This window comes from Paenibacillus sp. Y859 (assembly GCF_056786405.1).
This window is the reverse complement of the sequence record NZ_JBXCIZ010000013.1, coordinates 56,012-77,655: the sequence shown is the minus strand read 5'-3', so window position 1 is coordinate 77,655 and position 21,644 is coordinate 56,012. Positions and strand designations below refer to the sequence as shown.

The window sequence follows — 21,644 nt, the reverse complement described above, 5'->3', positions numbered from 1 at the left end:
ATCAGCCTGCTGGACATGTTATTATTCATTTTTAAAATGGTGGGTTTATGGTATGTTTCGGATTTTCCGATGTGAATATTGTCTATCATTTCATCCTTGAAGTTCGATAGTGTGTTCTCAAAAAGAACAGAACGAATGCAATCATACTAACCAATGCGACGATTGAATTATACATAAATACATTACGAATACCAAAGCTAGTTGTTGCGATTCCGCCGACGAAGCTCCCAATAATACGTGCTACACCTAGATTCATAAGACCATTCAGCGTCTGACCACTTGCTTTTAGCTCCTTGGGTACTTCTTTGTTAATGTAGGTAGCCATAGTCACAGTAAGCACGATGAAGATGAGGCCATGCAAAGCCTGAACGGGTAGCACCCAAATAGGCGCATCGATGATCGAAAAGAGAAACCAACGTAACGCTGTAAATGCAGCCGCGGCTAATAATATATAGGGAATCTTCACGCGCTTGAAAATTTTATCTGCAAATAATAAGAATGGTACTTCACTTAATGATGAAATAACCATGGACCAGCCTAGCAATACGTTGTCTCCGCCAAGCTCTCTGAAATACATAGGGAAGAAGGCATAATAGTAACCTAGAGTAATTTGTAGTATGAAGTTGAATCCGAAATAGATCATCAACATTCGATTCTTAAAAAGAACTGTAATAGATACTTTATGTCCATGTGCTTGATGTCCTTCAACAGCTGGGAACTTCAGAACGAGTAGGAATGCGACAACGATAATGCTAGAGTATACGATAAATATCGAGCTGATATGATCCTTGGAAATAATCCCGAACACAAGTGACATGACAGCGAACCCGAATGTGCCACCCATACGAATATGTCCGAACTTACCTATTTTATGTTTGTCTATTGCCTCAAGCGTAATCGTATCACCTATAGCAAATATGGAAGTCTGGAAAAAAGTGAAGATACTAATCATGAGCAATAGATATGTAAACTGGTTCGACAATGGATATAACAGGATCGTAATTCCACAGCCAGCCAATAAGAAAAGTAAAATGGAATTTTTTGTTTTGGCACGATCTCCGAGTGCGCCCCAGAGTGGCTGAGCTAGTATAGCGACGAAAGGACCTAGACTGAGTAGAGTACCAATTTGCAAGGCAGAATAGCCAATATCCTGGAAATAAAGAGGTAGAAACGTCCCATAGACGGCATTCCCAGCGTAAATAAATACATAGAAAAATAAGAAGTAACGTAAATTGGTTTTCACAGACTGACTGTTATTCATTAGGACACACACCTTAGAAGGAATAGTTATAATCTTGCATTATACGAAATATTGTCGCGAAATAACAGCCTTATGTTGAAATTAATAGTGGATACATAACATTTTTTAAGGAGGTACCCAAATTTCGAATTGCAGTTTATTGTTGGGGAAAGGATAGATACATATTACTCTTGCCCGAAGATTTGTAGGAGACCATGAATTTTGTTCCAGTGCCCTCCAGTCTGCTCCAATAGGAATAGAGTGGGAAGCAGATCGCTTTACACTCATGAGAACTCATATGAACACTTCACCGATGTATGAGACTATCGGAAGCTTTTCTTTGTTCGAGAAGTGAGCTTATTGCGCCCAGTTGCAGTTCAAATATGACTGTATATACGAATAAATCAACAATAAGAAAGGAATCCTTTCTTATTGTTGATTATGTTTTCTTTATGCAGAGGAATTTAATTAGGTATGACTTTTTTGTCAGAGATCACTCCGAAAGTAGAGGCTCTTATGAAGGGCTGCCCCTGTAACACTTCTAATTGTTTGGATGTTCCTGTTATAACGGCACCAATGATTTTCACATCACTTTGTTCTAACATGTTATTATCCCCTGCTAAACCTTTATGAATTTCGTCTGCAGCCCATTGGAAACTATGACTTCGACTGCCACGTAATTGTTCAACACTTGTAATAAAAGTATCTATGCCGCCGGTTACTTCAAATTGTTCTGCATGAAATCCATAAATAAGCGTACTATCCGCAGAAAATAGGAGCTTTACCTGCTGCATATATTTTAAATAATCTTTTGTATAGGTGTCGACCCACCACCAGACGGATTGCACCTCAGAAGGAAGTACCCTTTGGATCTCATCATACGAATATGCTTTATCAAATGATAATCCCAGCTCCACCATCGTATTATCGTCAACTTGATTCAGATCGCTAATACTGTCTTTATAGGTATCATACGAAACCTCAGGGTGGAAAAAGATCATTTCTCTATCAGCTGTATCAGCATTATATCGGTTAAATTGATTCGATTCTGCCGGTAGATCTAACGGGATGGCTCCAAACGAACCATATATTCGTGAAGAGCGACCCCATAATGTGTATTTCCTTTCGACGGACTCCCAAATATAAGGGGCATTCCCAATCCATTTAAAAGTTTTCGTTTTTATTGTACCTCCAAACCAATTATTGTCGTATATTTGATGACTAATATGAACATTTGGTGCACTAATTTCATTAAACATAACAATTTCGTTCATTGTTTTTTGTGCTTGATTGAGGGACCACGTCCTGAACCCATACCATAAAAACACCAAGAGAATGGGGGTTACGATAACTGTAATTCCAATCATTTTTAATGTAGACCATAGTTTTGCTTTCTTCATTAATTTGTTTGCCTGCTTCTCATCAAACGAAAAATGATTTAGATCCTCTTCCATATTAAAGGTCCTCCTTGAAGTTTCTTATGAATCTTTCCTTGGCGCGAGCTACATGAGTTTTCAGTGTATTCTCATTCTTATTTAGTAAAGATGATATATTTTTGTATGATAACTCCAACTCGAATTTCAGAATTAACAATTCTTGGTGAAATTCAGAAAGTGTTTCAAGAGTATCTCTGATACTCTTTGACTTTTCCTTTTGAAGGATGCTGATTTCTGGAATATCAGTCAAGGAAAAGAGAGGGACATCATCGACATCTATTGTGGGATGTCGCGTATCTTTTCTCTTCAGATCATAAAATTGATTCGTAGCTACACGGAATAACCAACTCATGACTTTATCTGATTGAATTCCATCTTTATACAATAAGAATTTATAACAAGTATCTTGCGTGATATCTTCAGCATCCTCATGGGTAAGTCCGCGTTTCCTCAAGTATTTATACAATACGGTTCCGACCTGTTGAAGAAATTCATTCATAGTTTCTTTGGCCATGTCTGCCCTCCCCCACATATACAACGCACAACTCTATAATAAGTTTACAGCATATTAAAACATGTCCAGTATGAATGCCTTGATTAAGGAGTATACGGAACATAAGGGACGGTTGAGAGAGGGAGTAAAAAGGATTCTTATTTGGGATGTTCTAGGCTATTTCCGTATCAAGAGGGAAATGTTAATATATTCTTAGCAGAACCAGAGGGGAGAAGATCGTAACTAGATGTCGTCAACGAATAAAAATCCAGTACACCATTGGAAAAGGAATATTACTCTCTTTTTAGGAAGTCAAACGATATCACTGTTTGGGTCGTCCTTAGTGCAATATGCGATTATGTGGTATATCACGCTTACTACACAGTCAGGTGTCATGATGACGTTGTATATCATTTGTGGGTTTATACCTACTTTTATTTTATCTCCTATCGCAGGGGTATGGGCGGATCGCTATAATAGGAAGTTGCTTATTATTGCAGCAGATGCACTGACTGCTATTGCAACTTTGATACTCGCTGTTATTTTTTTGTTGGGTTATAATGCGACTTGGTTGCTCTTTCTAATGGCTGCAATTCGTGCAGTTGGAGCAGGTATTCAGACACCAGCTGTCGGTGCTATTTTGCCGCAAATCGTGCCAAGTGACAAACTGACGAAGGTGAACGGAACCAATGGAAGTTTACAAGCTATCATCATGTTCGTGTCACCGATGGTTAGTGCGGCACTATTGACATTGACTTCCATTGAAATAATATTCTTCATCGATGTTATTACCGCAGCGATTGCAATTGTAACATTACTTACATTGTTAAAAATACCGCTACATAAGAAGGCTTCCGAGAAACAACAATTAAGCTATCTCAATGATTTTAAACAAGGTCTAACTTATATTAAAAATCATGAATTTTTGAAGAAACTGTTTTTTTTCTTCGCCTTTTTCTTTGTCTTGATGGCACCTGCTGCGTTCTTAACCCCATTGCAAGTTACACGTAGTTTCGGCGGTGATGTTTGGCGGTTAACAGTAATCGAAATTGCGTTTTCAATTGGCATGATGATCGGCGGAGGAATCATCGCTACATGGGGAGGCTTTAAAAATAGAGTACAAACGATGACACTCGCCAGCATTGTAATGGGAGCCTGTACGTTATTACTCGGTATTGTTCCGGTCTTCTGGATCTATTTGATATTCATGGCGATCTTCGGAGTGGCGATGCCCATTTTCAATACGCCAACGACTGTTCTAGTTCAGGAGAAAGTGGATGAGAACTATTTAGGGAGAATTTTTGGTGTACTTGGAATGATTTCAACTTCAATGATGCCCATGGGAATGCTCATCTTTGGACCACTTGCAGATTACATCGAAATTGAATGGTTGCTTATTGGAACGGGGTTACTCATAATCATAGTAGCTATTTTCTTAGGTCGAAATAAGGTGTTAATCGAAGCGGGGAAGCCGGAATTGAAGGAAGCTGCAAACGAGACATAATAGCTCAATAAACATCTGTTTATCATTACCGAATCCAATGGATCGACAGTTTGTTCGTTAACGAACAGTTTGTCGTAACCAAGTCATTCCATTTACGTCTATAACCAAGAGTTGATCTATGATCAAGTGCTTTTTGTTTATAAAATACATAAAGGCAGGTGTTGGTTTATGAAGATGGCATTTATATTATTTGATGGAATGACAACGCTTGATTTAACAGGTTTTACTGAAGCTATAACTTGGCTTGGGATTTTAAATGCTGTAGAGAATGTATCATGGGATTTTTGTGGCATAAAAGAGGAGATTATCGATGATCGCGGGATGACAATTAAATTAAAAAATGTTCGCGTGGATCTTTCCCAATACGATTTGATATTTGTCCCAGGTGGTATGACGACAAGACAATTACGAAATGATGAGGACTTTCTGTTATGGTTACAGACAGCTAAAGACGTGAAATATAAAGTTTCCGTATGTACGGGAGCACTTCTTTTAGGTGCATGTGGATTTTTAAGTGGTAAAAAAGCTACAACAAATCCATCTGCATATGAGTTGCTTGTACCCTATTGCTCTGAAGTAGTTAAATCTAGAATAGTAAGGGATGGAACTATATTTACAGGTGGTGGTGTCTCTTCGTCCATTGATCTGGGTCTTTTTATAATCGAATACTTAACTAATATCGAATTCGTACAAAAAATCCAAACAAAAATGGATTACCCTTACTATCAGACTGGAAAGTTTAGCTGATTAACCGAAGGATCGAGCACAAAGGGAATAATTGAAATAGTACATAAAAAATTAAAAATTTAGGTGGTATGAAAATATGAATATTAGGCCATTTGAACTCCAGGACCAAAAAGAAGTAGTAAATATAATGAAGGAACATCCGCTCCAATTTCCAAATTTCATTATAGAGAAGTATCCGATACGATGGAGTAGCTTTATTGGTTCCTCAATTGAAAATAATAAAAGTCAGTTTTATGTAGCATATAACGAAAGTGGTAATATTGTTGGTCATGCTGGATACATCTTCAATGACGCAGAAAGCCTTTATGAAATAGTTGGTGTAGCTGTGAAAAATGACTGTCAGCGACAAGGTATTGGTAAGGCTTTAATCAACACGATTTGCAACGAAGTAAAAAAAGTTAACGAGAAGAAGGTTATTCTGTATACATTAGGTCATCTCGGTAATGAAGATACTATAACTTTCTATCGTAATATAGGATTCGACATGGTTAACCATGAAAATGATTTCTTTCAGAAGGATTACCATAGAGTTACATTTACAAAAAAAATGGCTTAAAAAAGTATAGGGACGCGATAGTTTAATAAAGCCAGAGGAAACTGGGGATGTTATTTTCTCGTCCTCTGGATCTTATTTGGATCTATGTGTAAATGTTTTGTTTTGGGGATTTTATTATTAGATAATTCATGTCAACTATGATACGAGTTGGGATATTTTTGCATCAAAAGTAAAGGAGTTCGTAGCGGAGTCATAGAAGTCATAAGTCTGCAAAAAGGAAGCCCTTCATTCCGCTACGGGCAGGTTTGATTAAGAATATATCTGGATAATGTAGGAGATATTATTGAAAACTTCTCCAGATGGGTGGTTATTATGAAAAAAATGATAATATCACTATTAACTCTTCTAATTATTTCTACTGTTTCAGTAGAAGCTGCACCTGAATACGCAAAATGGGGTGAAATTGCAGTAGAGGAAACACAAAAACATTACAAAGCAGACATAATTGATTATAAGCACATTGGTCGTACTAATTTAACACCAAAAAAGTCTGAAGAGAAATTCAAACTATGGATTAGAAGCAAAGAAGGTAACGAGTTTGGGGTTTTTGTATCAATTCAATTTGACCCGTCAACTGAAATGATCCAATCGATTCAGTTTTCTGAATCTAATCGGTAGAATTAATAAATCTCGCTTATAATTCTAAAGGGACACGATTGAACAGCGGTGGAACCGATCCATCGCTTGTTTTGCATTGCTGGAAATCCGCTCAGCTATACCAGCTAATAGCTTGTCAGGATTACCAGTAAAATAGTTTAAGATCAAGCGCGGTGAACCGTACCACAAGTAACGGCGAATTATTTTGGTGAAAACGGCTGGGATGCCTTATTGTCATTTCGCAGTCTATTTTTCGTTGGGTGCCATGATGCTTATATCAGCATTTCACTCGAATAACAGGTCATATCACGCAAATAGCCGCTGTCGCGGCCGTTAGAACTTTCATCGTCACATTTTAGTGCAAATAACGCCTGTGGTAACCATTAGACTTTCAATGTTCATCATTCAGGGCAAACATTTAACGCGGAACCATAATGAGCAATTTACTAACTTTTTCTTTACCATCCATAAATCGCACATATTCTATATACTAGATTTGATACTTTACCTACTCTTTACCTTCTTGTTTTATAATGACTATTAGTTAATAAGGAGGAGTTTGTTTATGATTCGATTCCGAAGCAGCAAAAATGTAATGGTAATTTCTCTCGTGTTTCTTTCGTTGTTGCTTACCGCCTGTCAGGCCGAAAAAAAAGTAAGCGAGGAATTTAACTGTACAGACGTTCAATTTTCTGTGAATTCAGGCTTACCAATGGACAGGGTTGAAATTTCTGCGATACCCTCTTTTTTTGAAGAAATAACTTCGTTAATTGTAACTGGTGCGGAAGATACAGAAAGCTTGCTCGTGACTGTAGATAGGGGATTGGAAGGAGTGGATGGAAGTTTTTATGTACCCGTTCATCCATCGCTTAAAAGCAGTGGCGGAGAGGTAAAGATGATTTTATTGGACAAAAGTGATAATCAATGTGAGGCCATTCCATTTACAATAGATCCTTTGCCTAAAGCACCGGGGGCTTATCGCGAAGCCGCGGAATTACTTGGTGAATTGGGGCAGGAGCAAGCCCGCATACTCGGAATGAATTCGAAGTCATTGTCTAGTTCTGTCGATCAAGTAGAAAATCCATTTTCTACTGCATTGCGTGCGATTGACCATATTGTACAAGGGGAGGAAAATGTCAATTCCATTAAGCGCATTGCTAATAATGAAGCGGAAGATTTTACTGAATTGTCTGGTGAGACTTGGGAAGTCCTAGATGGTCTCGTGAAACGAAGCGAAATACACTCTATTTTGGCGCGAAATATTGAAGACCTGAAGGAAATGGAGACTATATCTATTAATGAAACGCCTCGGGTTTCTAAGCTTTCAGGAAAAGGGTTGGTATATGTCAGCAGTATGGAAACGAGCCGTTCTGCTTGCAATACCGCCTGGCATATCCCTGATGCGGACACTCTTAACGACCTGATGAACTTTCAAATTAGAAATGAGATTTTTGGCAGTGATACAAGATTGCTGGATAGCTCCGCCACGTTATTCGGTATGGCTGGCGTATTGTCGACCGCCGCGGGAAACATCCAAGGAATTCAGGCTTCTGGAGCATCTGGTTTGCTTATTACGGGCATGAAGTTGCAATATGAATTGTTTGAAGGGATTTTACCGAGTGAATTTGTAGAGTTATCTGTTATCGTTGATCCCGCAGAGTTTTTTGAGGATGAAGTAAAGCTGAACGGTCATTGGGAACAGGCAATGGTAACCGCACGAAGCAGGGGGTGGAGCGGAGATAAGTCCGCATTTGAAATATTGTTAAATCAATTAAGCGGAAGAGTGACAGATGGAATGCTGAAGAGGTATAATCTGGATGATTTCGGAGGGACAAAGGCGACTTGGAATCTGGTAAGCGGGGGATTATATGGAGCGCTAACTAATGAATTGTATGGCCCAGAAGCAGACCGATCAGGTGTGTTGGAAATACCGCCATGTAAGTTTGGACCTACAGATATTTCCGATGAGACGTGGAGCACTGCGCGTATTATTAATGAAGAACAGGCTCCTGTTTATATGCAGGAACACTATAATTATCAAGTTCGATCTACAGGCGAAGCTACGCTGGAAATAGCACCGCGCGGAGATCGTTTTGGCCGCCGTGCTTATCAGACGAATGGAATGTTTTTTTCCAAGGATACAGTCATTAACGTGTTGCCGATCGAAGTAACGGTCACTCCAAGTGAACAAAGAATTGAGCCTGGTGAAGCTGCTATTTTCATAGCTAAAGTCAAAAATGCAATCGACAATGAGATCCTGTGGGAAGTGGAAGATTTCGGTGCTCACACATATTACGTCGATATTGAACCTGATGGAACTTCTGTATTGACGATTCATACTTCTTCCGATCCGAATGATTTCCCAGTGAGGGTAACGGCAATAAGTGTTTCCGAGACTGGTCTGAGGGCTTTGCCTAATGCGCCGCCAAGGGAAGCCTACGGATACCTGCACAGTGATCAAGTCCAGATTGAAATATTGCCGGAAACTTGCTGCATCGGACCCGGAGAAAATCAACTATTCACAGCGACCATACATGGCATTGCTAATCAGGATGTGATTTGGAGTGCAAGCAATGGCAGTATCACATCGTCTGGCCTGTTTACTGCACCTGAAAGCAATATAAGCGAACCGATCATTGTGACCGCAACGAGTGTGGAGGAACCTACGATTAAGGGTGAAGCCAAAGTGCTGGTAGGTGATTGTTATTGTTTCCATGGCATTACGATTGGAGGACAACAAGTGCTTGGGGAGAGTAGTTTTATTACTTGGAAAGATGAAAAGGTCGGGGGTTTATTGGAAAGCATGACATTTATTTTTTCGGATCCATCTAATGATTCAAGCGATTCCGTAACAATCAACTTTATTGGTGATGGGCCACAACCTAGCGAAACGGGAACTTTTCATGTCGAAGTGGACGGGGCAATGATAGATCGCAACTTAACAAAGTTTGTAGCTCGCGAACATCAGATGGTTATATTTGGTGAAGGGGTTCCTTGGGATATGTTAGTTAACGGTGAACTAGTTAGTTTGAATGTTCCGCCAAGTGCATCATTAACGATTCACCAATTTGAGCAAGGTCCTGAAGCACATATGGCTAAAATCGAAGGGAGATTGCAAGGGGAAGTAATGGTGCTATCCCATGGAGAACATGAGGCATACGGCGCCAATCCAGAAAGGCTCACCATTGATCTCACCTTTACAGAATATTATGATCTTGAACTTGGTAGGGGGACGATCAATTGTTTTGGAGACGGTTGGTAAGGTGCTAAGAATGTAACATTTCGCCATTAGAATAACGATCTTAATTTTTCTTTAACCCCACTACACAAAGACTATAAAATAACCAAGCGATTCTCCTATTACCCTTTGGCGTTTCTTCATTTTTGAATATCACGACAAGTTTATAAGGTAAGCGTCAATTAGCCCCTTACCTGAATTTGGGATAAGGCTGTATTTGACGTTTACCTTTATCGGTATGATGGCAATTTAATTGCAGACGAATTATTTGGTGGAGATGCAAGATATATTGATTTGATATAAATCCAGAGTTATTAAGCTCCCAGGCTGAACAATTGGGGAATTTCACTATATTAGGAAACTAATTGAAACGCATGACGTCTATAGATATAAATAATGAAAAAGAGGTGTTCTTTTGAAAAAATTTATATTGGGACTAACTTGCGTGTTACTTTTTGCCTGTTCATCGGTTGCTTTTGCTTCGGGTACTATTCAAGCGTTATTATTTCCAGCAAGATTTGAAATTAATGGTAGCGATATTGCATTAAATAATGAATACAAGGTTCTGAATGTAGATGGACATGCGTATGTACCCATTCGCTTTATAGCTGAAAATATGGGCGGAACCATCGAATATGATTCGGATTCACAAAAGATTTTTGTCAAAAATAGAAACTTAGACTTAACGGATCCAGACTTCAAAGATATATCTGTTGGTAATTTAATATTAACTAAAGTGGGTAATAACACAAAAGTGACGGGTCAATTAAGAATGGACGGTGTAGGGAGCTCGAAAAATATGATTGGAGCAAACTTATCTTTTTACAATGATAAAAGTGAAAAAATTGGCGATGTTGCCATAAAAGGAAATGATTTTGGAGTCGAATCCCAAACCTTCGTTTTGGAAGGTTTGGGGGATTTCAGAACGTATTCGACAGTCAACCTTCATATCGGATCTGTAAATAATCATATTATTCCTGAAGCCCCAAGCATGCTTTACGAAAATACGAAATACAATATCACTCTTAAACTCCCTACAAGTTGGGAAGGGAAATATGATGTAGTTGAAGGTACAGATGTTATTTATTTTATTGACATAGCAAATAAAGAAGCAGGTTGGGGGGGAGTATTATTTACTATCCATATATGGTCTAAAGATAAATGGAGTACAGACGGGCTAATAGCTAAACAGAATATTCAAATATCTAAGATCGGAGAAAAGGATGACAAAATCTTCTCATTAAGCACTCCATCAGATGTAAATTATAATGAAAGCGATGAGAAGCTGAAGGCAGAATATGCTTCTATGTGGGACTACATAAACACAATAAAAACTACTTTTAAGATTAAAAATTAGCTGAGGTTTTCTGAGGTGTCGTTACGGAGAGATCTAACGTGACACGATTGGTGAATAAGAAATTACAGGAGTCAGGCAACAAATTCATTGTTGACTTTTTCTGTCGCATTGGGACGAAACTACGCACTTAGTCTTGAACTAACCTGAAATGTTAAGCAAGTCTGAAAGATGCCTTCAATCTTATGATAGCTCTATGAATCGGAGCTGACGTTGAAAACTAATGTGATGCAAGTCGTCGTGCGATCGCCACGCACAGTGCGACACCTACATTTACTATAAAGATAGGCCAACCTATCGACTCGTGCAGAACGAAAGCCGAAAGTAGCAGGCCGATGAGCATACTGAACAGGGAGACATAAGCAAGGCTCCAGAGTGCGGAACCACTGATACCGGCCCACGAAACTGGCCAGTAGTAAAACGAGAGTACTGACATAACGGGAAGAGAAAGGTCGAGTGCCCAAGAGATCACCTGCCAGCCCCCTAGCCTCTTTGAGAGTCGTGCCCCTTCCGCATAACCGTAACCGCACACGATGATAGAAGCCAGCATTAACGAATCATCGACGTGCGAATATGTGACATACTGAAGCGCCAAGGCTGACAGCAGTGGGAAACCTACTACCACGCAGAGTGCTACTAACAATAGCGGAACGATGTCGCTTCGGACAGGCCGTTGTTGCCGGAAGATGAGGAGAAGCACTCCCGCTAAGACTCTAGCAATGGGCGGGATAGCGCAATGACAACGCTGCTTGTTTATTGGGTCAATGAGCGCTTGTACAAGAATACATGCTTGCTTTTTAGAAATATTGGAGTTATTATAGATCCATGAAGTCGTTAATGGAGGTGCTAAATGAAATATTCCCAAGCGACAGACTATGCGCTTCATGCGATGCTCTTTCTTGTGACGGCATCGCCCGATAAGCCTGTTGGTGTTCAATTGCTTGCTGAAAAGCTAGGCGTTTCGAAGACCTATCTGTCCAAGATGATGACCAAACTTGTCAAGGCTGGATTGATTCAATCTGCGTCCGGTGCAAACGGGGGATACTGGCTCAGACGGAAGCAGGAAGATATCTCTTTTCTGGATATTATCCATGCGATCGAGGGAACCGCTTCCTTATTCGAATGTAGCCTGAATCATGGAAGCGAATGTGTGATCCAGCAGGTTGTTATCGACGCTGAGCGACAGATGGAGCAGTATCTGGAAAATAAGAAAATAGCAGATTTACCGAAATTATTAAAGACGGAGTGAAGATCCGTTCTTTTTTTGAAATCATTAGAGATATAACGAGTCTATTATATCTTTAATATTAATATTGAAAAGCGAAAGGGTGAATCAGGATGACTCACGATTGTGTTATTATCGGCGGAGGACCGGCAGGTCTAAATGCTGCTCTTGTGCTAGGCAGGGCAAGAAAAAAGGTAGTTGTAATTGACGAAGGACGTCCGCGTAATAGGCTTACTCGCGAGACCCACGGATTTCTTACTAGAGATCATATAAGTCCAAGCGAATTTAGACGAATTGCAAAGGAACAGATTAGTTCATATCCATCCGTTACCTTTGTGGAGGATGCTGTCATATCGATTACGGGAACCGATGGTGATTTTCAAATTACGACTTTACAGGGACAGAGCTATCGAAGCAAAAAGCTCCTCTTTACAGTAGGGATGAAGGACCTCCCGGTGGATATTAAGGGGTTGGCAGATGTATATGGTAAAAGCGCCTTTATCTGCCCGTATTGTGATGGCTGGGAACTAAGAGATCAGCCGCTTGTCTTAATTATCAAGGGAGCGGATGCACTGCACATGGCCAAAACGATATCTGGATGGACGAACCATATTACAATCTGTACCCATGGACCTGACGAATTGACGGATGGACAACGTGACGAATTAAGTCAACATCATATTCCTGTATTTGACTCACCGATTGAGTCTGTTGAATCTAACGACGGTATGGTGCAGCAAGTTGTTCTGAAGGACGGTACAAGAATCACATGTACTGGGATATTTTTCAGACCGAAGCTTAATTCCGGATCAGACTTGCCGCAAGCAATAGGTTGCGAGATCACAGAAGCAGGAACTGTCATCGTCGATAATTTCGGCAAAACGAACGTTCCAGGTGTCTTTAGTGCCGGAGATGCAGCATCACAACTTCATCAAGCCATTATAGCAGCTTCTATGGGTTCATTGGCCGCTGTGGGCATTAACAATGAACTGAACGAAGAGGTTTGGAACAAATATTAGGCGAAAAAGTTGCATCCTTGATCGTGATCGGTGCGGGAAGGGGCAATGAACTCTCTGCGTGGGGACCATCAAATAAGCGCGTACGGAGACGTGAATGATTCCGAACTTCAAGACCGGTTAAATGTAAGGAAAAGCTTCTGGATAGATGTCGGACAAGAATTAGCGGAATTGTACGAGAGGGTAAGCGGCGACATTACGAAGCTTTTTCTCCTACTTGAAAAAAACGAGGGGCTGTTGGCAGGATGGATTTTCCATGCGGAATGATTTGCTTTAAAAGTTTAACTAACGGAACAATTACCCAATATTAGCGTAAATATAAAAGTGCTTAACAATTAGGGGGGACGAACGGATTTGAAAGGAAAAGGGAATGAAAGGTTAGCTGTTATAAGGCGTTCTTTTCCAATTTACTTATGTGCTTTCATTCTAATTTTTGGGGTCGTATCTGGATGGCTCTTAAATAAAGACGGTATTCCAGAAGCCGTTAAGTACTCTCAAATAACCGCTGATAATGGGGTTGTTCTACATATGCTGCGTACGGAACCGAGTAGTATTTCGCTTTATAGCATAAAAGATAATGTTGTGCGATCGGGAACGAACGGAATCAATGGTGGATTCTTTTGGGAAAATCAGTTGTTGAGCATCGCAGTTATGGATGGCATGCCCGCAAACGGAAGCCCTAACAAATACGGTTCAGGCTGGTTTAACGTCAAATACGCCCGAGGAACCATCGTATATGATCGGATCACAGGGATGATCGACGTACAACGAGAAGCAAGCGTCGACGATCTACAGATGACAGATGCGACAAATTTCTGGGCACAGGGCGGAGTCAGTATGAATTTAAAGGACGAAAGCGGGTGGTATTACGCAGCGGTCAAAGAAGAAGGGCTACCGTTTCCCGACGATGAGCGGCTTCGCAGTGCAATGGCCTACGATGTCTTTGGAGAAATCTACCTAGTCGTCACTTCTACCAAATGTACAGCGGAGCAATTTCGTACTGCTATTAAGAGAAATGTTGCCGTAGGAAATTTGGATGAGGCCATATTTCTAGATGGGGACGGTTCCTCACAACTACTTGCCGGTAAGGTCAAACTGAAGGGTGACGACCGAAAGGTGTTGCAGATGATCGCGGTAAACAGGGAGATGCGCTAGAAATGCTTAAACCAACGGAAAATGATATTTGAGTAAAAGAAGGGGAAGAACTCCTTTTTATAGAATGGATACAAAACAAGTGATAGATCATGTAGGAGGCGGAACCATTGAAAACAATCCAAAAGATGTATGAACATCTAAATTGGGCTAATCAACGCATACTAGAAACCTTGCAAAATAATGAAGTTGAGGACCAACAGGTACGTTTATTTTCCCATATTTTATATGCAGAACAAATATGGATTACTAGAATTAATGGAAAGGACAGTTCACAAATGCCCATCTGGTCGGATGGTGATCTAGAAGCCTGTGCAAAGCTTATCCAACAAAATGAAGATAACTTCAAAACACTTCTCGCTGAAGTGGAAAAAGCTGACCTAGATAACTTAATATCATACACAAACAGTAAAGGTCAAGAGTTTAAGCCTTCCACCCGAGATATTCTAACACATGTAGCACTTCATGGTCAGTATCATCGAGGGCAGATTAACTCACGAATTCGAGCAAATGGTTTTGAACCAGTTAACATTGATTATATAACTTTTGTGAGATAGATGTATAAATTTTTTGGAACATTTTCCTTGTTTTCTTCGTCTAAACGTTGAGGTGATTTGGATGAGAAGAATGTCTTTATTGGGAGTAATCATAGTCATTATTTCCCTAACAGGTTGTACTTCGCTTCAGGATAACAACAATGGATTAGAATTGAATACTAAAGAAGATTTCATCGCCTCGCCTCCTATAGAAAAGAGACATTCGGAAGAAATAATAGTAGAGGAAGTTCCGAGCACACTAAAAGGTTCCATTGAAGATGAAGCTTTAAGAGTGAGTATACTTGCAGAAATTGACGCAGATAAAACAAATTATAAGACCAATATTGTATTTACTAATAAAACAGGGAAGTCTTTAGATCTGGTTTTTGATTGTGGGCTTCTTATTTCTAATGGTAAATTGGCATCGAGTACGGGTGTATGTGTAGCAGTTGAATCAATGCTATTAAAGAAAAATGGTATAGAAAAACAAACTAAGATATTACCCAAAGATTTTTTCGACATGGAAAGTAAATTGATTACTGTAAGATACCGACAAGATCAAATAACAAAGAATTTAGAAATACAACTAGAAGGTGCGGAAGTAGAAAATGTAGTAACTAGAAGTGTCGAAGCTTCAGATTTTGTTCTTGAAGTGACAACACCTACTGTGATCAGAAATGGCGGGATACTAAAAGTAAAAGGAATTTTAAAGTATATTGGTGATGAAACAGTTACATTTTCTCATGGAGGACCCATCATTCGTTTTTCCTTTACAGGTAGTAATGAAAGCCGAGCTTATGTTGACTTGGGTTATGGAACTGTATTAAAACCAGGTCAAACGTTCAAGGTTGAGGATAAATTTAAAGTAACTAAATTAGGGAAGCAAAAACTTACAGTTAGAACTACCACACTGGATGTTAACGGTGCATTTATAGAAGGTGTTGGGAACGAAGCGTATCTAGAAGCGAATATGGTGGGACATATTCTTGAACTTGAAAACAGTAGGCTCTCTATACAGCCGATTGAAATCCAAGTTAATGGGGGGATATTATGAAAACACACAAAGGAGATATAGAGATATGCAGTGTACAGTTAGGGATGTAAACATTTATTATGAAGTTTATGGTGAAGGTATGCCGATTGTAATGATTCATGGATGGGGCCCGGATCACAGACTGATGAAAGGGTGCATGGAACCGGTCTTCCAAATGATGAATACACCGTGGAAACGTATTTATTTTGATTTACCTGGAATGGGGAAGACCAAAGGAGAACAATGGATTACTGGTTCTGATCAAATGCTTGATTTGGTTCTTGGCTTTATTGATGACATCATACCGAATCAGAAATTTGTTATAGCAGGAGAATCCTATGGGGGCTACTTAGCTAGAGGAATAATTAATAAACGTCCTTCGATTGTGGATGGACTTCTGTTAATCTGTCCTCTCGCAGAACAAGAAACACAAAAAGATAATGGAGCATATTTTCAGGTGTTTGATAAAGATGAAATTCTTTTGAACAGTCTAACTCTAGAGGATAGAAATTATTTCGTAAGTGAGGGGATAAATGCAGTACAAAACAAACGGGTATGGGAGAGGTTTAATGAAGAAATCCTTCCAGGTCTAAAAATTGCCGACCAATCATTCTTGGAAAACTATCTAGGGCAGCATGTTGCTTTTAGTTTTAACGTGGATGCCCTTGAAAAGCCGTACATGAAACCTACACTTATGTTGACTGGAAGGCAAGATTCAATTGTTGGGTACCAAGCATTATGGAATATTATTGAAATGTATCCTAGGTCATCCTTTGTTTTATTTGATAGAGCTGGTCATAATCTGCAAATTGAACAGGATACACTGTTTACAGAGACCGTAAAAGAATGGTTAAATAGGGTCCTCTAGAAATGGACTGACAGGTTGTGTACTGGTTGAAGGTAGCTCAGGCAAGTCAATGACTTCGGCTAACAACACATTTCGACTGCGAGTATTCGCCCTTGATCGCTTAGAGGGATCTTCAAGGAGATTAATCAGGCGATTCTGGGTAATGATTTCTTCTTCATTAAATAGTCTTGACTTAGGAAATTATTCCCAGTATAATCTCCAATAACTTGAATATTCAGAATAAAAGCTAAGACGAGAAAGAGTACCATGGTGATGTCTTTATACAGAGAGCCCCGGTTGCTGAAAAGGGGTAAAGAATAACTTTGGGAATATGGTCTCTGAGCTGCGCATCGAACCCTCATGTGGTTGTAGGCTGCGCCGGAACCCGCACCCGTTATTGTGCTAGGGTATAAACGCGAATGCGTCGTACCTGAAAAGGTTAATGTCGTAAGGCATTAATAAAATTGGGTGGTAACACGTGAGCACAGCTCTCGTCCCTTCGGGATGAGGGCTTTTTTGTTTGTCAAAAAAGGAGGAGTTATCATGGCAAATATTTTTATTGGCGGAGCTTGGCCTTATGCGAATGGTTCATTGCATTTGGGACGTTTAGCAAGTTTATTACCAGGAGATGTGCTAGCACGTTATTTTCGTTCAAAGGGAGACCATGTATTGTATGTATCAGGAAGTGATTGCCACGGTACACCTGTCGCCGTTCAGGCTATTCAAGAGGGTGTCACTCCAGGGGATATTGCAGATCGATTTCATCAGGAATTTGCCGAGTGCTTTAAGCAGCTAGGGTTTACTTATGATTTGTACACGCGTACGGACCAAGAATTTCATCATCATGTCGTTAAAGAATTGTTTTTGATTTTATTGGAAAATGGATATTTGTACAAGAAAGAAATACAGCAGACCTATTGTGAAACAGATCAACGATTTTTACCGGACCGATACGTTGAGGGGATTTGTCCTGTTTGTGGGAACCGCGCCCGAGGTGATCAATGTGACTATTGTTCAACATTGTTAGATCCTGCAGACCTATCTGACAAGACTTGCAAGATTTGTGGGAATCCCCCGATTGAGCGTCCAACAGAGCATTATTACCTTGCGCTCTCACGATTCCAAGCTGAATTAACCGAGTATGCAACAAAAGCTCAAGGATGGAAGGGAAATGCTGTGCAGTTAACTGAACGATACTTAAAAGAGGGACTTCAAGATCGTGCTGTAACTAGAGACTTAACTTGGGGTGTAGATGTTCCAGTTGAAGGGTTCGAAGATAAAAAAATCTACGTTTGGATCGAAGCTGTCAGCGGCTACTTATCGGCGAGTAAACAGTGGGCTGCAGAGACAGGTGGTAGCTGGGAATCCTTCTGGTTGGAGGGGAAGGAGGAAATAACTGCTTATTATGTACATGGTAAAGATAATATCCCTTTCCATACAGTAATTTGGCCAGCACTACTCTTAGGTGTAAGGGATCTCCATTTGCCTGATCGAATAATATCATGTGAATACATGACCTTAGAAGGGAAGAAGTTTTCGACAAGTAATCATTGGGCTGTATGGGTACCGGACATTATGAGTCGCTATCAACCGGATTCCATTCGTTATTTTTTAATAGCAAACGGTCCTGAGAACCGGGATACTGATTTCTCATGGAGGGAGTTCATCCATAGCCACAATGGGGAATTGCTTGGCGCATTTGGAAATTTTGTTAATCGTACGTTGGCTTTTATCGACAAGTCTTTTGAAGGATGCGTTCCAGAAGGTAATTTTAGTGAAGAATGGAAGAGAACAATTGAGGATTTATATGTTGAGTCTGGAGCCTTAATTGAAAAAGGTCATCTAAAGGAAGCCATTGAGCTGATTTTCACTTACGTTCGCCGAGCAAACAAATACTTTGATGAACAAAAGCCATGGGTACAGTTGAAGGAAAACCGAGAAGAGTGTGGATATTCACTAAATACATGTGTGCAAATTATAGCTAATCTGTCCAATTTACTTGACCCGTTTATTCCGTTCTCTTGTGAAGAAATAAGAAAGTTTCTAACACTGGAACAACCCGTTTGGAGGTGGACTTCAGTTCCAGCTAACCGAAAAATCCAAAACCTAAAGTTATTGTTCGAGCGTATTGATCTTAGTCGAATTGAAGAAGAAACAAGTTTGTTGGAGAAACAAAAGCTGTAGCCCACTCGAGGAAGACTGGCCATCCTTGGGGTGGCCATAGGAAATAACCAATTGTATATAAAAACGTAATAATGTATAATTATACATTATGTGTACGGAGGTATATGCTATGAAAGTATTTGTAGATGGCCAGTACGGGACGACGGGATTAAAAATACATGAAAGACTTAACCAACGAATCGATGTGGAACTTCTATCGATTTCTGAGGAGTATAAGAAGGATCCGGAGATCCGAATAAAGTTAATGAATGAAGCAGATATTGTATTCTTGTGTCTACCAGACCAGAGTGCTCTAGAGGCCATAACACTCATCATAAATCCTAATACCCGGGTTATTGATAGCAGTACGGCTTTTCGTACCAATGATGCGTGGGCCTATGGGTTGCCAGAACTATCGGCTTTACAAAGGGGCGAGATAGCTAACGCTGCTCGTGTGTCAGTGCCAGGTTGCCATGCTACTGCATTTGTGCTTGGAATTAACCCACTTGTCCAAAGGGGAATCCTTCCACGTGATTATCCGGTTTGTTGCCACTCATTAACGGGTTATAGTGGCGGGGGAAAGGCATTAATTGCACAGCATGAAACAGGCAGTTTTAGTGATGTAAACGACATCATAAGGAACCCACAGCACTATAGTTTAAACATGGATCATAAGCATTTACCTGAAATGATGAAATTTACGGATCTTGAGTTTCAGCCTGTGTTCCTTCCGACTGTTTGCGATTTTTACAATGGCATGGTTGTGACAGTTCCTTTGGTTACTCGTCTACTTATTAATCAACCTAGCCTTCAGGAAATTCATGCTATCCTCACAGATTATTATCATGGAGAAACGTTCGTAAGAGTCATCCCACTTGATGATACTAAGAGAATTTCCGAATTTGCTCTTGATCCGACAGTATGCAACGGAACCAATTATTCTGAGATTTTTGTTCTAGGGAATGACGATCAAGTTGTTGTCGCATGCAGACTAGACAACCTCGGGAAGGGTTCATCGGGAGCAGCAATTCAATGTATGAACATAATGTTGGGACTTGATGAGGGAATGGGGCTTATTTCGTAAAACTTGCCGTTACAGACAACACGTCTATTTTTGGTAGAAAAAAACCTTCCAAAAGGAAGATTTCAATTAGTGTTTTCAAATAATTATGAATAAACCTGCATGTCCGATTCATTTCAACCTAATCTTCTTTAGAAATTTCACTATATTTTTTAAAGTTGTCTAGAATCGCCTGAAAGCCTGCTTTTTGCATTTCAATGGGATTGGTGGTTTCTGCTTCAAAAGTTACATTATTACCTGTCTCCATTGTGATGACCCGCCTCATTATATAAAATTTAGATCCATTGATAATTATATCGTTAAACTCATGTGACATGATAGTGCCGAGTCCACGGACATCAGGCTGCCAGCATTATCGACAGTATTCTCATTACCTTGCCCTAAGAGGTCAGATTATATTAAAGAATGATACGTTAATCCACTAAACTAACAGACAGAATAGTCAATTATAATTGTTTTGTACCTGTGAGGAAAACATCCATGGTGTTAAGATACTTTTACACCTAAATTAAGGAGCTGTTGTAGTGCCGGAGAAAGGCAGACTTATATCACAAGTGTTATTAACTGTAGAGAAGAAAAGAAGATGCAGAGTACGCATACAATTTACTTGATAGAGAGTTACAGGTGTCGCGTCACCTTCAATCAAAGGGTATCCCTGTATTGTTACCTACCGACCTTACTGATGCAGGAACGTATGATGTTACGGGTACATGGATGACGTTAGGGGAGTATGTTCCACCCACACAGTTGCAACCTCCTTCACCTAGTGAAGTCGTCGAACTTCTAAATGGACTTTCAATCGCAATGAAAGACTTCAATGACGAGCTTCCTGTGCTTGGTGTATGGGAACGGACATGTCAATCGGCTGATAGATTGAGGAAATACTCCGATCAACGAATACAAGCACTGCTAAATGTGTTTTCAAGGGTAGATGAGTATATGCGACTCGAATCAAGTGTGTTAATACCGTGTCATGGAGATGCCCATGCGAGAAACTTATTACCAAGTCCTGAAGGTTGGATTTGGACTGACTTTGAGGATGTATCAATGATGCCCGCTTACTGGGACTTGGCTTCTTTTATTGGTAATCTTGCATTGTTTGGCGGAATTGAGGAGCCAACCTTTAAATACATATTATGCCATATCGACAATGGTACCGATCTGAAAGCTTTTGGATTTGCTATTACTGGACGTATAATAATGTCTGTATTAGGTAACTTAGACTTCGCCCTTGCAGGTCACGGAGATTTGGATTTTGCAACTAGACAGCTAGAACTTGCAGAAGATTTTTTACGTCAGATAGACCTAATAATAGGAGAGAGAATATTTGTTGATTGAGTTTTTTATCATTAGAGTTTTTAATTTTCGAGAGGAGTGATGTGGTATGAAGAATATCCATGTTGCAATGGTTGTAAGGAAGGTTACG

Annotated in this window: 18 protein-coding genes, 3 pseudogenes and 1 other annotated feature; of the genes and pseudogenes, 16 read left to right on the top strand and 5 right to left on the bottom strand. The window is 39.9% G+C overall.

All coding sequences use genetic code 11. The annotated features are described in order from the left end of the window. Positions 1–85 precede the first annotated feature (85 nt). From AC1TO8_RS20040 to AC1TO8_RS20030, 3 genes are all read right to left on the bottom strand, one after another. On the bottom strand, positions 86–1,261 hold the full coding sequence (locus tag AC1TO8_RS20040; protein WP_482057391.1) for an MFS transporter: 1,176 nt from the start codon (positions 1,259–1,261) through the stop codon (positions 86–88). A gap of 443 nt (positions 1,262–1,704) precedes the next feature. After that, the gene (locus AC1TO8_RS20035) at positions 1,705–2,694 is read right to left on the bottom strand and encodes an anti sigma factor C-terminal domain-containing protein (RefSeq protein WP_482057390.1); all 990 of its coding nucleotides are present in this window, start codon (positions 2,692–2,694) and stop codon (positions 1,705–1,707) included. Position 2,695: 1 nt separating this feature from the next. Next, the gene (locus tag AC1TO8_RS20030) at positions 2,696–3,190 is read right to left on the bottom strand and encodes an RNA polymerase sigma factor (RefSeq protein ID WP_482057389.1); all 495 of its coding nucleotides are present in this window, start codon (positions 3,188–3,190) and stop codon (positions 2,696–2,698) included. 226 nt (positions 3,191–3,416) lie between these two features. On the opposite strand from AC1TO8_RS20030, the gene AC1TO8_RS20025 reads away from it, so the two are divergent. The 6 genes from AC1TO8_RS20025 (at position 3,417) to AC1TO8_RS20000 (ending at position 11,168) form a co-directional block, all read left to right on the top strand. Further along, a complete protein-coding gene (locus AC1TO8_RS20025) occupies positions 3,417–4,673 on the top strand; it encodes an MFS transporter (RefSeq protein WP_482057388.1) in 1,257 nt (418 codons plus the stop codon). A 168-nt stretch (positions 4,674–4,841) separates the two neighbouring features. Next, positions 4,842–5,420 (top strand): DJ-1/PfpI family protein, encoded by a 579-nt coding sequence (locus AC1TO8_RS20020; RefSeq protein WP_482057387.1) that lies wholly within the window; start codon positions 4,842–4,844, stop codon positions 5,418–5,420. A gap of 76 nt (positions 5,421–5,496) precedes the next feature. Continuing rightward, a complete protein-coding gene (locus AC1TO8_RS20015; RefSeq protein WP_482057386.1) occupies positions 5,497–5,976 on the top strand; it encodes a GNAT family N-acetyltransferase in 480 nt (159 codons plus the stop codon). Positions 5,977–6,288: 312 nt separating this feature from the next. After that, positions 6,289–6,594 (top strand): DUF3889 domain-containing protein, encoded by a 306-nt coding sequence (locus AC1TO8_RS20010; RefSeq protein ID WP_482057385.1) that lies wholly within the window; start codon positions 6,289–6,291, stop codon positions 6,592–6,594. 544 nt (positions 6,595–7,138) lie between these two features. Continuing rightward, complete coding sequence (locus AC1TO8_RS20005) at positions 7,139–9,835, top strand: hypothetical protein (protein WP_482057384.1); 2,697 nt, start codon at positions 7,139–7,141, stop codon at positions 9,833–9,835. 391 nt (positions 9,836–10,226) lie between these two features. Next, positions 10,227–11,168: a stalk domain-containing protein gene (locus AC1TO8_RS20000; RefSeq protein WP_482057383.1), complete on the top strand. Its 942-nt coding sequence runs from the start codon at positions 10,227–10,229 to the stop codon at positions 11,166–11,168. A 217-nt stretch (positions 11,169–11,385) separates the two neighbouring features. On the opposite strand, the pseudogene AC1TO8_RS19995 reads toward AC1TO8_RS20000, so the two are convergent. Beyond that, a pseudogene (locus AC1TO8_RS19995) lies at positions 11,386–11,886 on the bottom strand (EamA/RhaT family transporter); the annotation flags it as partial. Positions 11,887–12,015: 129 nt separating this feature from the next. On the opposite strand from AC1TO8_RS19995, the gene AC1TO8_RS19990 reads away from it, so the two are divergent. The 9 genes from AC1TO8_RS19990 (at position 12,016) to argC (ending at position 20,221) form a co-directional block, all read left to right on the top strand. Next, positions 12,016–12,414 carry an RrF2 family transcriptional regulator gene (locus AC1TO8_RS19990; RefSeq protein WP_482057382.1) on the top strand — a complete coding sequence of 133 codons (399 nt, stop codon included), beginning with the start codon at positions 12,016–12,018 and terminating at the stop codon, positions 12,412–12,414. An 89-nt stretch (positions 12,415–12,503) separates the two neighbouring features. After that, complete coding sequence (locus AC1TO8_RS19985; RefSeq protein ID WP_482057381.1) at positions 12,504–13,409, top strand: NAD(P)/FAD-dependent oxidoreductase; 906 nt, start codon at positions 12,504–12,506, stop codon at positions 13,407–13,409. Positions 13,410–13,454: 45 nt separating this feature from the next. Beyond that, positions 13,455–13,673, top strand: coding sequence for a hypothetical protein (locus tag AC1TO8_RS19980; RefSeq protein ID WP_482057380.1), 219 nt, complete (start codon positions 13,455–13,457; stop codon positions 13,671–13,673). Positions 13,674–13,760: 87 nt separating this feature from the next. Next, on the top strand, positions 13,761–14,561 hold the full coding sequence (locus AC1TO8_RS19975; RefSeq protein ID WP_482057379.1) for a hypothetical protein: 801 nt from the start codon (positions 13,761–13,763) through the stop codon (positions 14,559–14,561). Between the two features lie 107 nt (positions 14,562–14,668). Then, entirely contained in the window at positions 14,669–15,115 is a 447-nt protein-coding gene (locus AC1TO8_RS19970; RefSeq protein WP_482057378.1) for a DinB family protein, read from the top strand. 61 nt (positions 15,116–15,176) lie between these two features. Beyond that, positions 15,177–16,148, top strand: a complete 972-nt coding sequence (locus AC1TO8_RS19965) for a hypothetical protein (RefSeq protein ID WP_482057377.1) — start codon at positions 15,177–15,179, stop codon at positions 16,146–16,148. A gap of 25 nt (positions 16,149–16,173) precedes the next feature. Beyond that, positions 16,174–16,995 carry an alpha/beta fold hydrolase gene (locus AC1TO8_RS19960; RefSeq protein ID WP_482057376.1) on the top strand — a complete coding sequence of 274 codons (822 nt, stop codon included), beginning with the start codon at positions 16,174–16,176 and terminating at the stop codon, positions 16,993–16,995. Positions 16,996–17,214: 219 nt separating this feature from the next. Beyond that, positions 17,215–17,476, top strand: a binding site (T-box leader). Between the two features lie 41 nt (positions 17,477–17,517). Beyond that, complete coding sequence (gene metG, locus AC1TO8_RS19955) at positions 17,518–19,158, top strand: methionine--tRNA ligase (protein ID WP_482057375.1); 1,641 nt, start codon at positions 17,518–17,520, stop codon at positions 19,156–19,158. Between the two features lie 109 nt (positions 19,159–19,267). Further along, positions 19,268–20,221, top strand: coding sequence for an N-acetyl-gamma-glutamyl-phosphate reductase (gene argC / locus AC1TO8_RS19950; protein ID WP_482057374.1), 954 nt, complete (start codon positions 19,268–19,270; stop codon positions 20,219–20,221). Between the two features lie 118 nt (positions 20,222–20,339). Here argC and AC1TO8_RS19945 read toward each other — a convergent pair. Continuing rightward, positions 20,340–20,444: pseudogene (locus AC1TO8_RS19945) on the bottom strand (polyketide cyclase); the annotation flags it as partial. A gap of 359 nt (positions 20,445–20,803) precedes the next feature. On the opposite strand from AC1TO8_RS19945, the pseudogene AC1TO8_RS19940 reads away from it, so the two are divergent. After that, a pseudogene (locus tag AC1TO8_RS19940) lies at positions 20,804–21,556 on the top strand (phosphotransferase); the annotation flags it as partial. Between the last annotated feature and the right edge of the window lie 88 nt (positions 21,557–21,644).

Bases quoted from the DNA above. Each gene is read 5' to 3' on its own strand.
- metG (WP_482057375.1), top strand. From the start codon at position 17,518: ATGGCAAATATTTTTATTGGCGGAGCTTGGCCTTATGCGAATGGTTCA.
- AC1TO8_RS20040 (WP_482057391.1), bottom strand. From the start codon at position 1,261: ATGAATAACAGTCAGTCTGTGAAAACCAATTTACGTTACTTCTTATTT.
- AC1TO8_RS20005 (WP_482057384.1), top strand. From the start codon at position 7,139: ATGATTCGATTCCGAAGCAGCAAAAATGTAATGGTAATTTCTCTCGTG.
- argC (WP_482057374.1), top strand. From the start codon at position 19,268: ATGAAAGTATTTGTAGATGGCCAGTACGGGACGACGGGATTAAAAATA.
- AC1TO8_RS20010 (WP_482057385.1), top strand. From the start codon at position 6,289: ATGAAAAAAATGATAATATCACTATTAACTCTTCTAATTATTTCTACT.
- AC1TO8_RS19985 (WP_482057381.1), top strand. From the start codon at position 12,504: ATGACTCACGATTGTGTTATTATCGGCGGAGGACCGGCAGGTCTAAAT.
- AC1TO8_RS20020 (WP_482057387.1), top strand. From the start codon at position 4,842: ATGAAGATGGCATTTATATTATTTGATGGAATGACAACGCTTGATTTA.
- AC1TO8_RS20025 (WP_482057388.1), top strand. From the start codon at position 3,417: ATGTCGTCAACGAATAAAAATCCAGTACACCATTGGAAAAGGAATATT.
- AC1TO8_RS19965 (WP_482057377.1), top strand. From the start codon at position 15,177: ATGAGAAGAATGTCTTTATTGGGAGTAATCATAGTCATTATTTCCCTA.
- AC1TO8_RS20035 (WP_482057390.1), bottom strand. From the start codon at position 2,694: ATGGAAGAGGATCTAAATCATTTTTCGTTTGATGAGAAGCAGGCAAAC.
- AC1TO8_RS19980 (WP_482057380.1), top strand. From the start codon at position 13,455: ATGAACTCTCTGCGTGGGGACCATCAAATAAGCGCGTACGGAGACGTG.
- AC1TO8_RS20030 (WP_482057389.1), bottom strand. From the start codon at position 3,190: ATGGCCAAAGAAACTATGAATGAATTTCTTCAACAGGTCGGAACCGTA.
- AC1TO8_RS19990 (WP_482057382.1), top strand. From the start codon at position 12,016: ATGAAATATTCCCAAGCGACAGACTATGCGCTTCATGCGATGCTCTTT.
- AC1TO8_RS19960 (WP_482057376.1), top strand. From the start codon at position 16,174: ATGCAGTGTACAGTTAGGGATGTAAACATTTATTATGAAGTTTATGGT.
- AC1TO8_RS20015 (WP_482057386.1), top strand. From the start codon at position 5,497: ATGAATATTAGGCCATTTGAACTCCAGGACCAAAAAGAAGTAGTAAAT.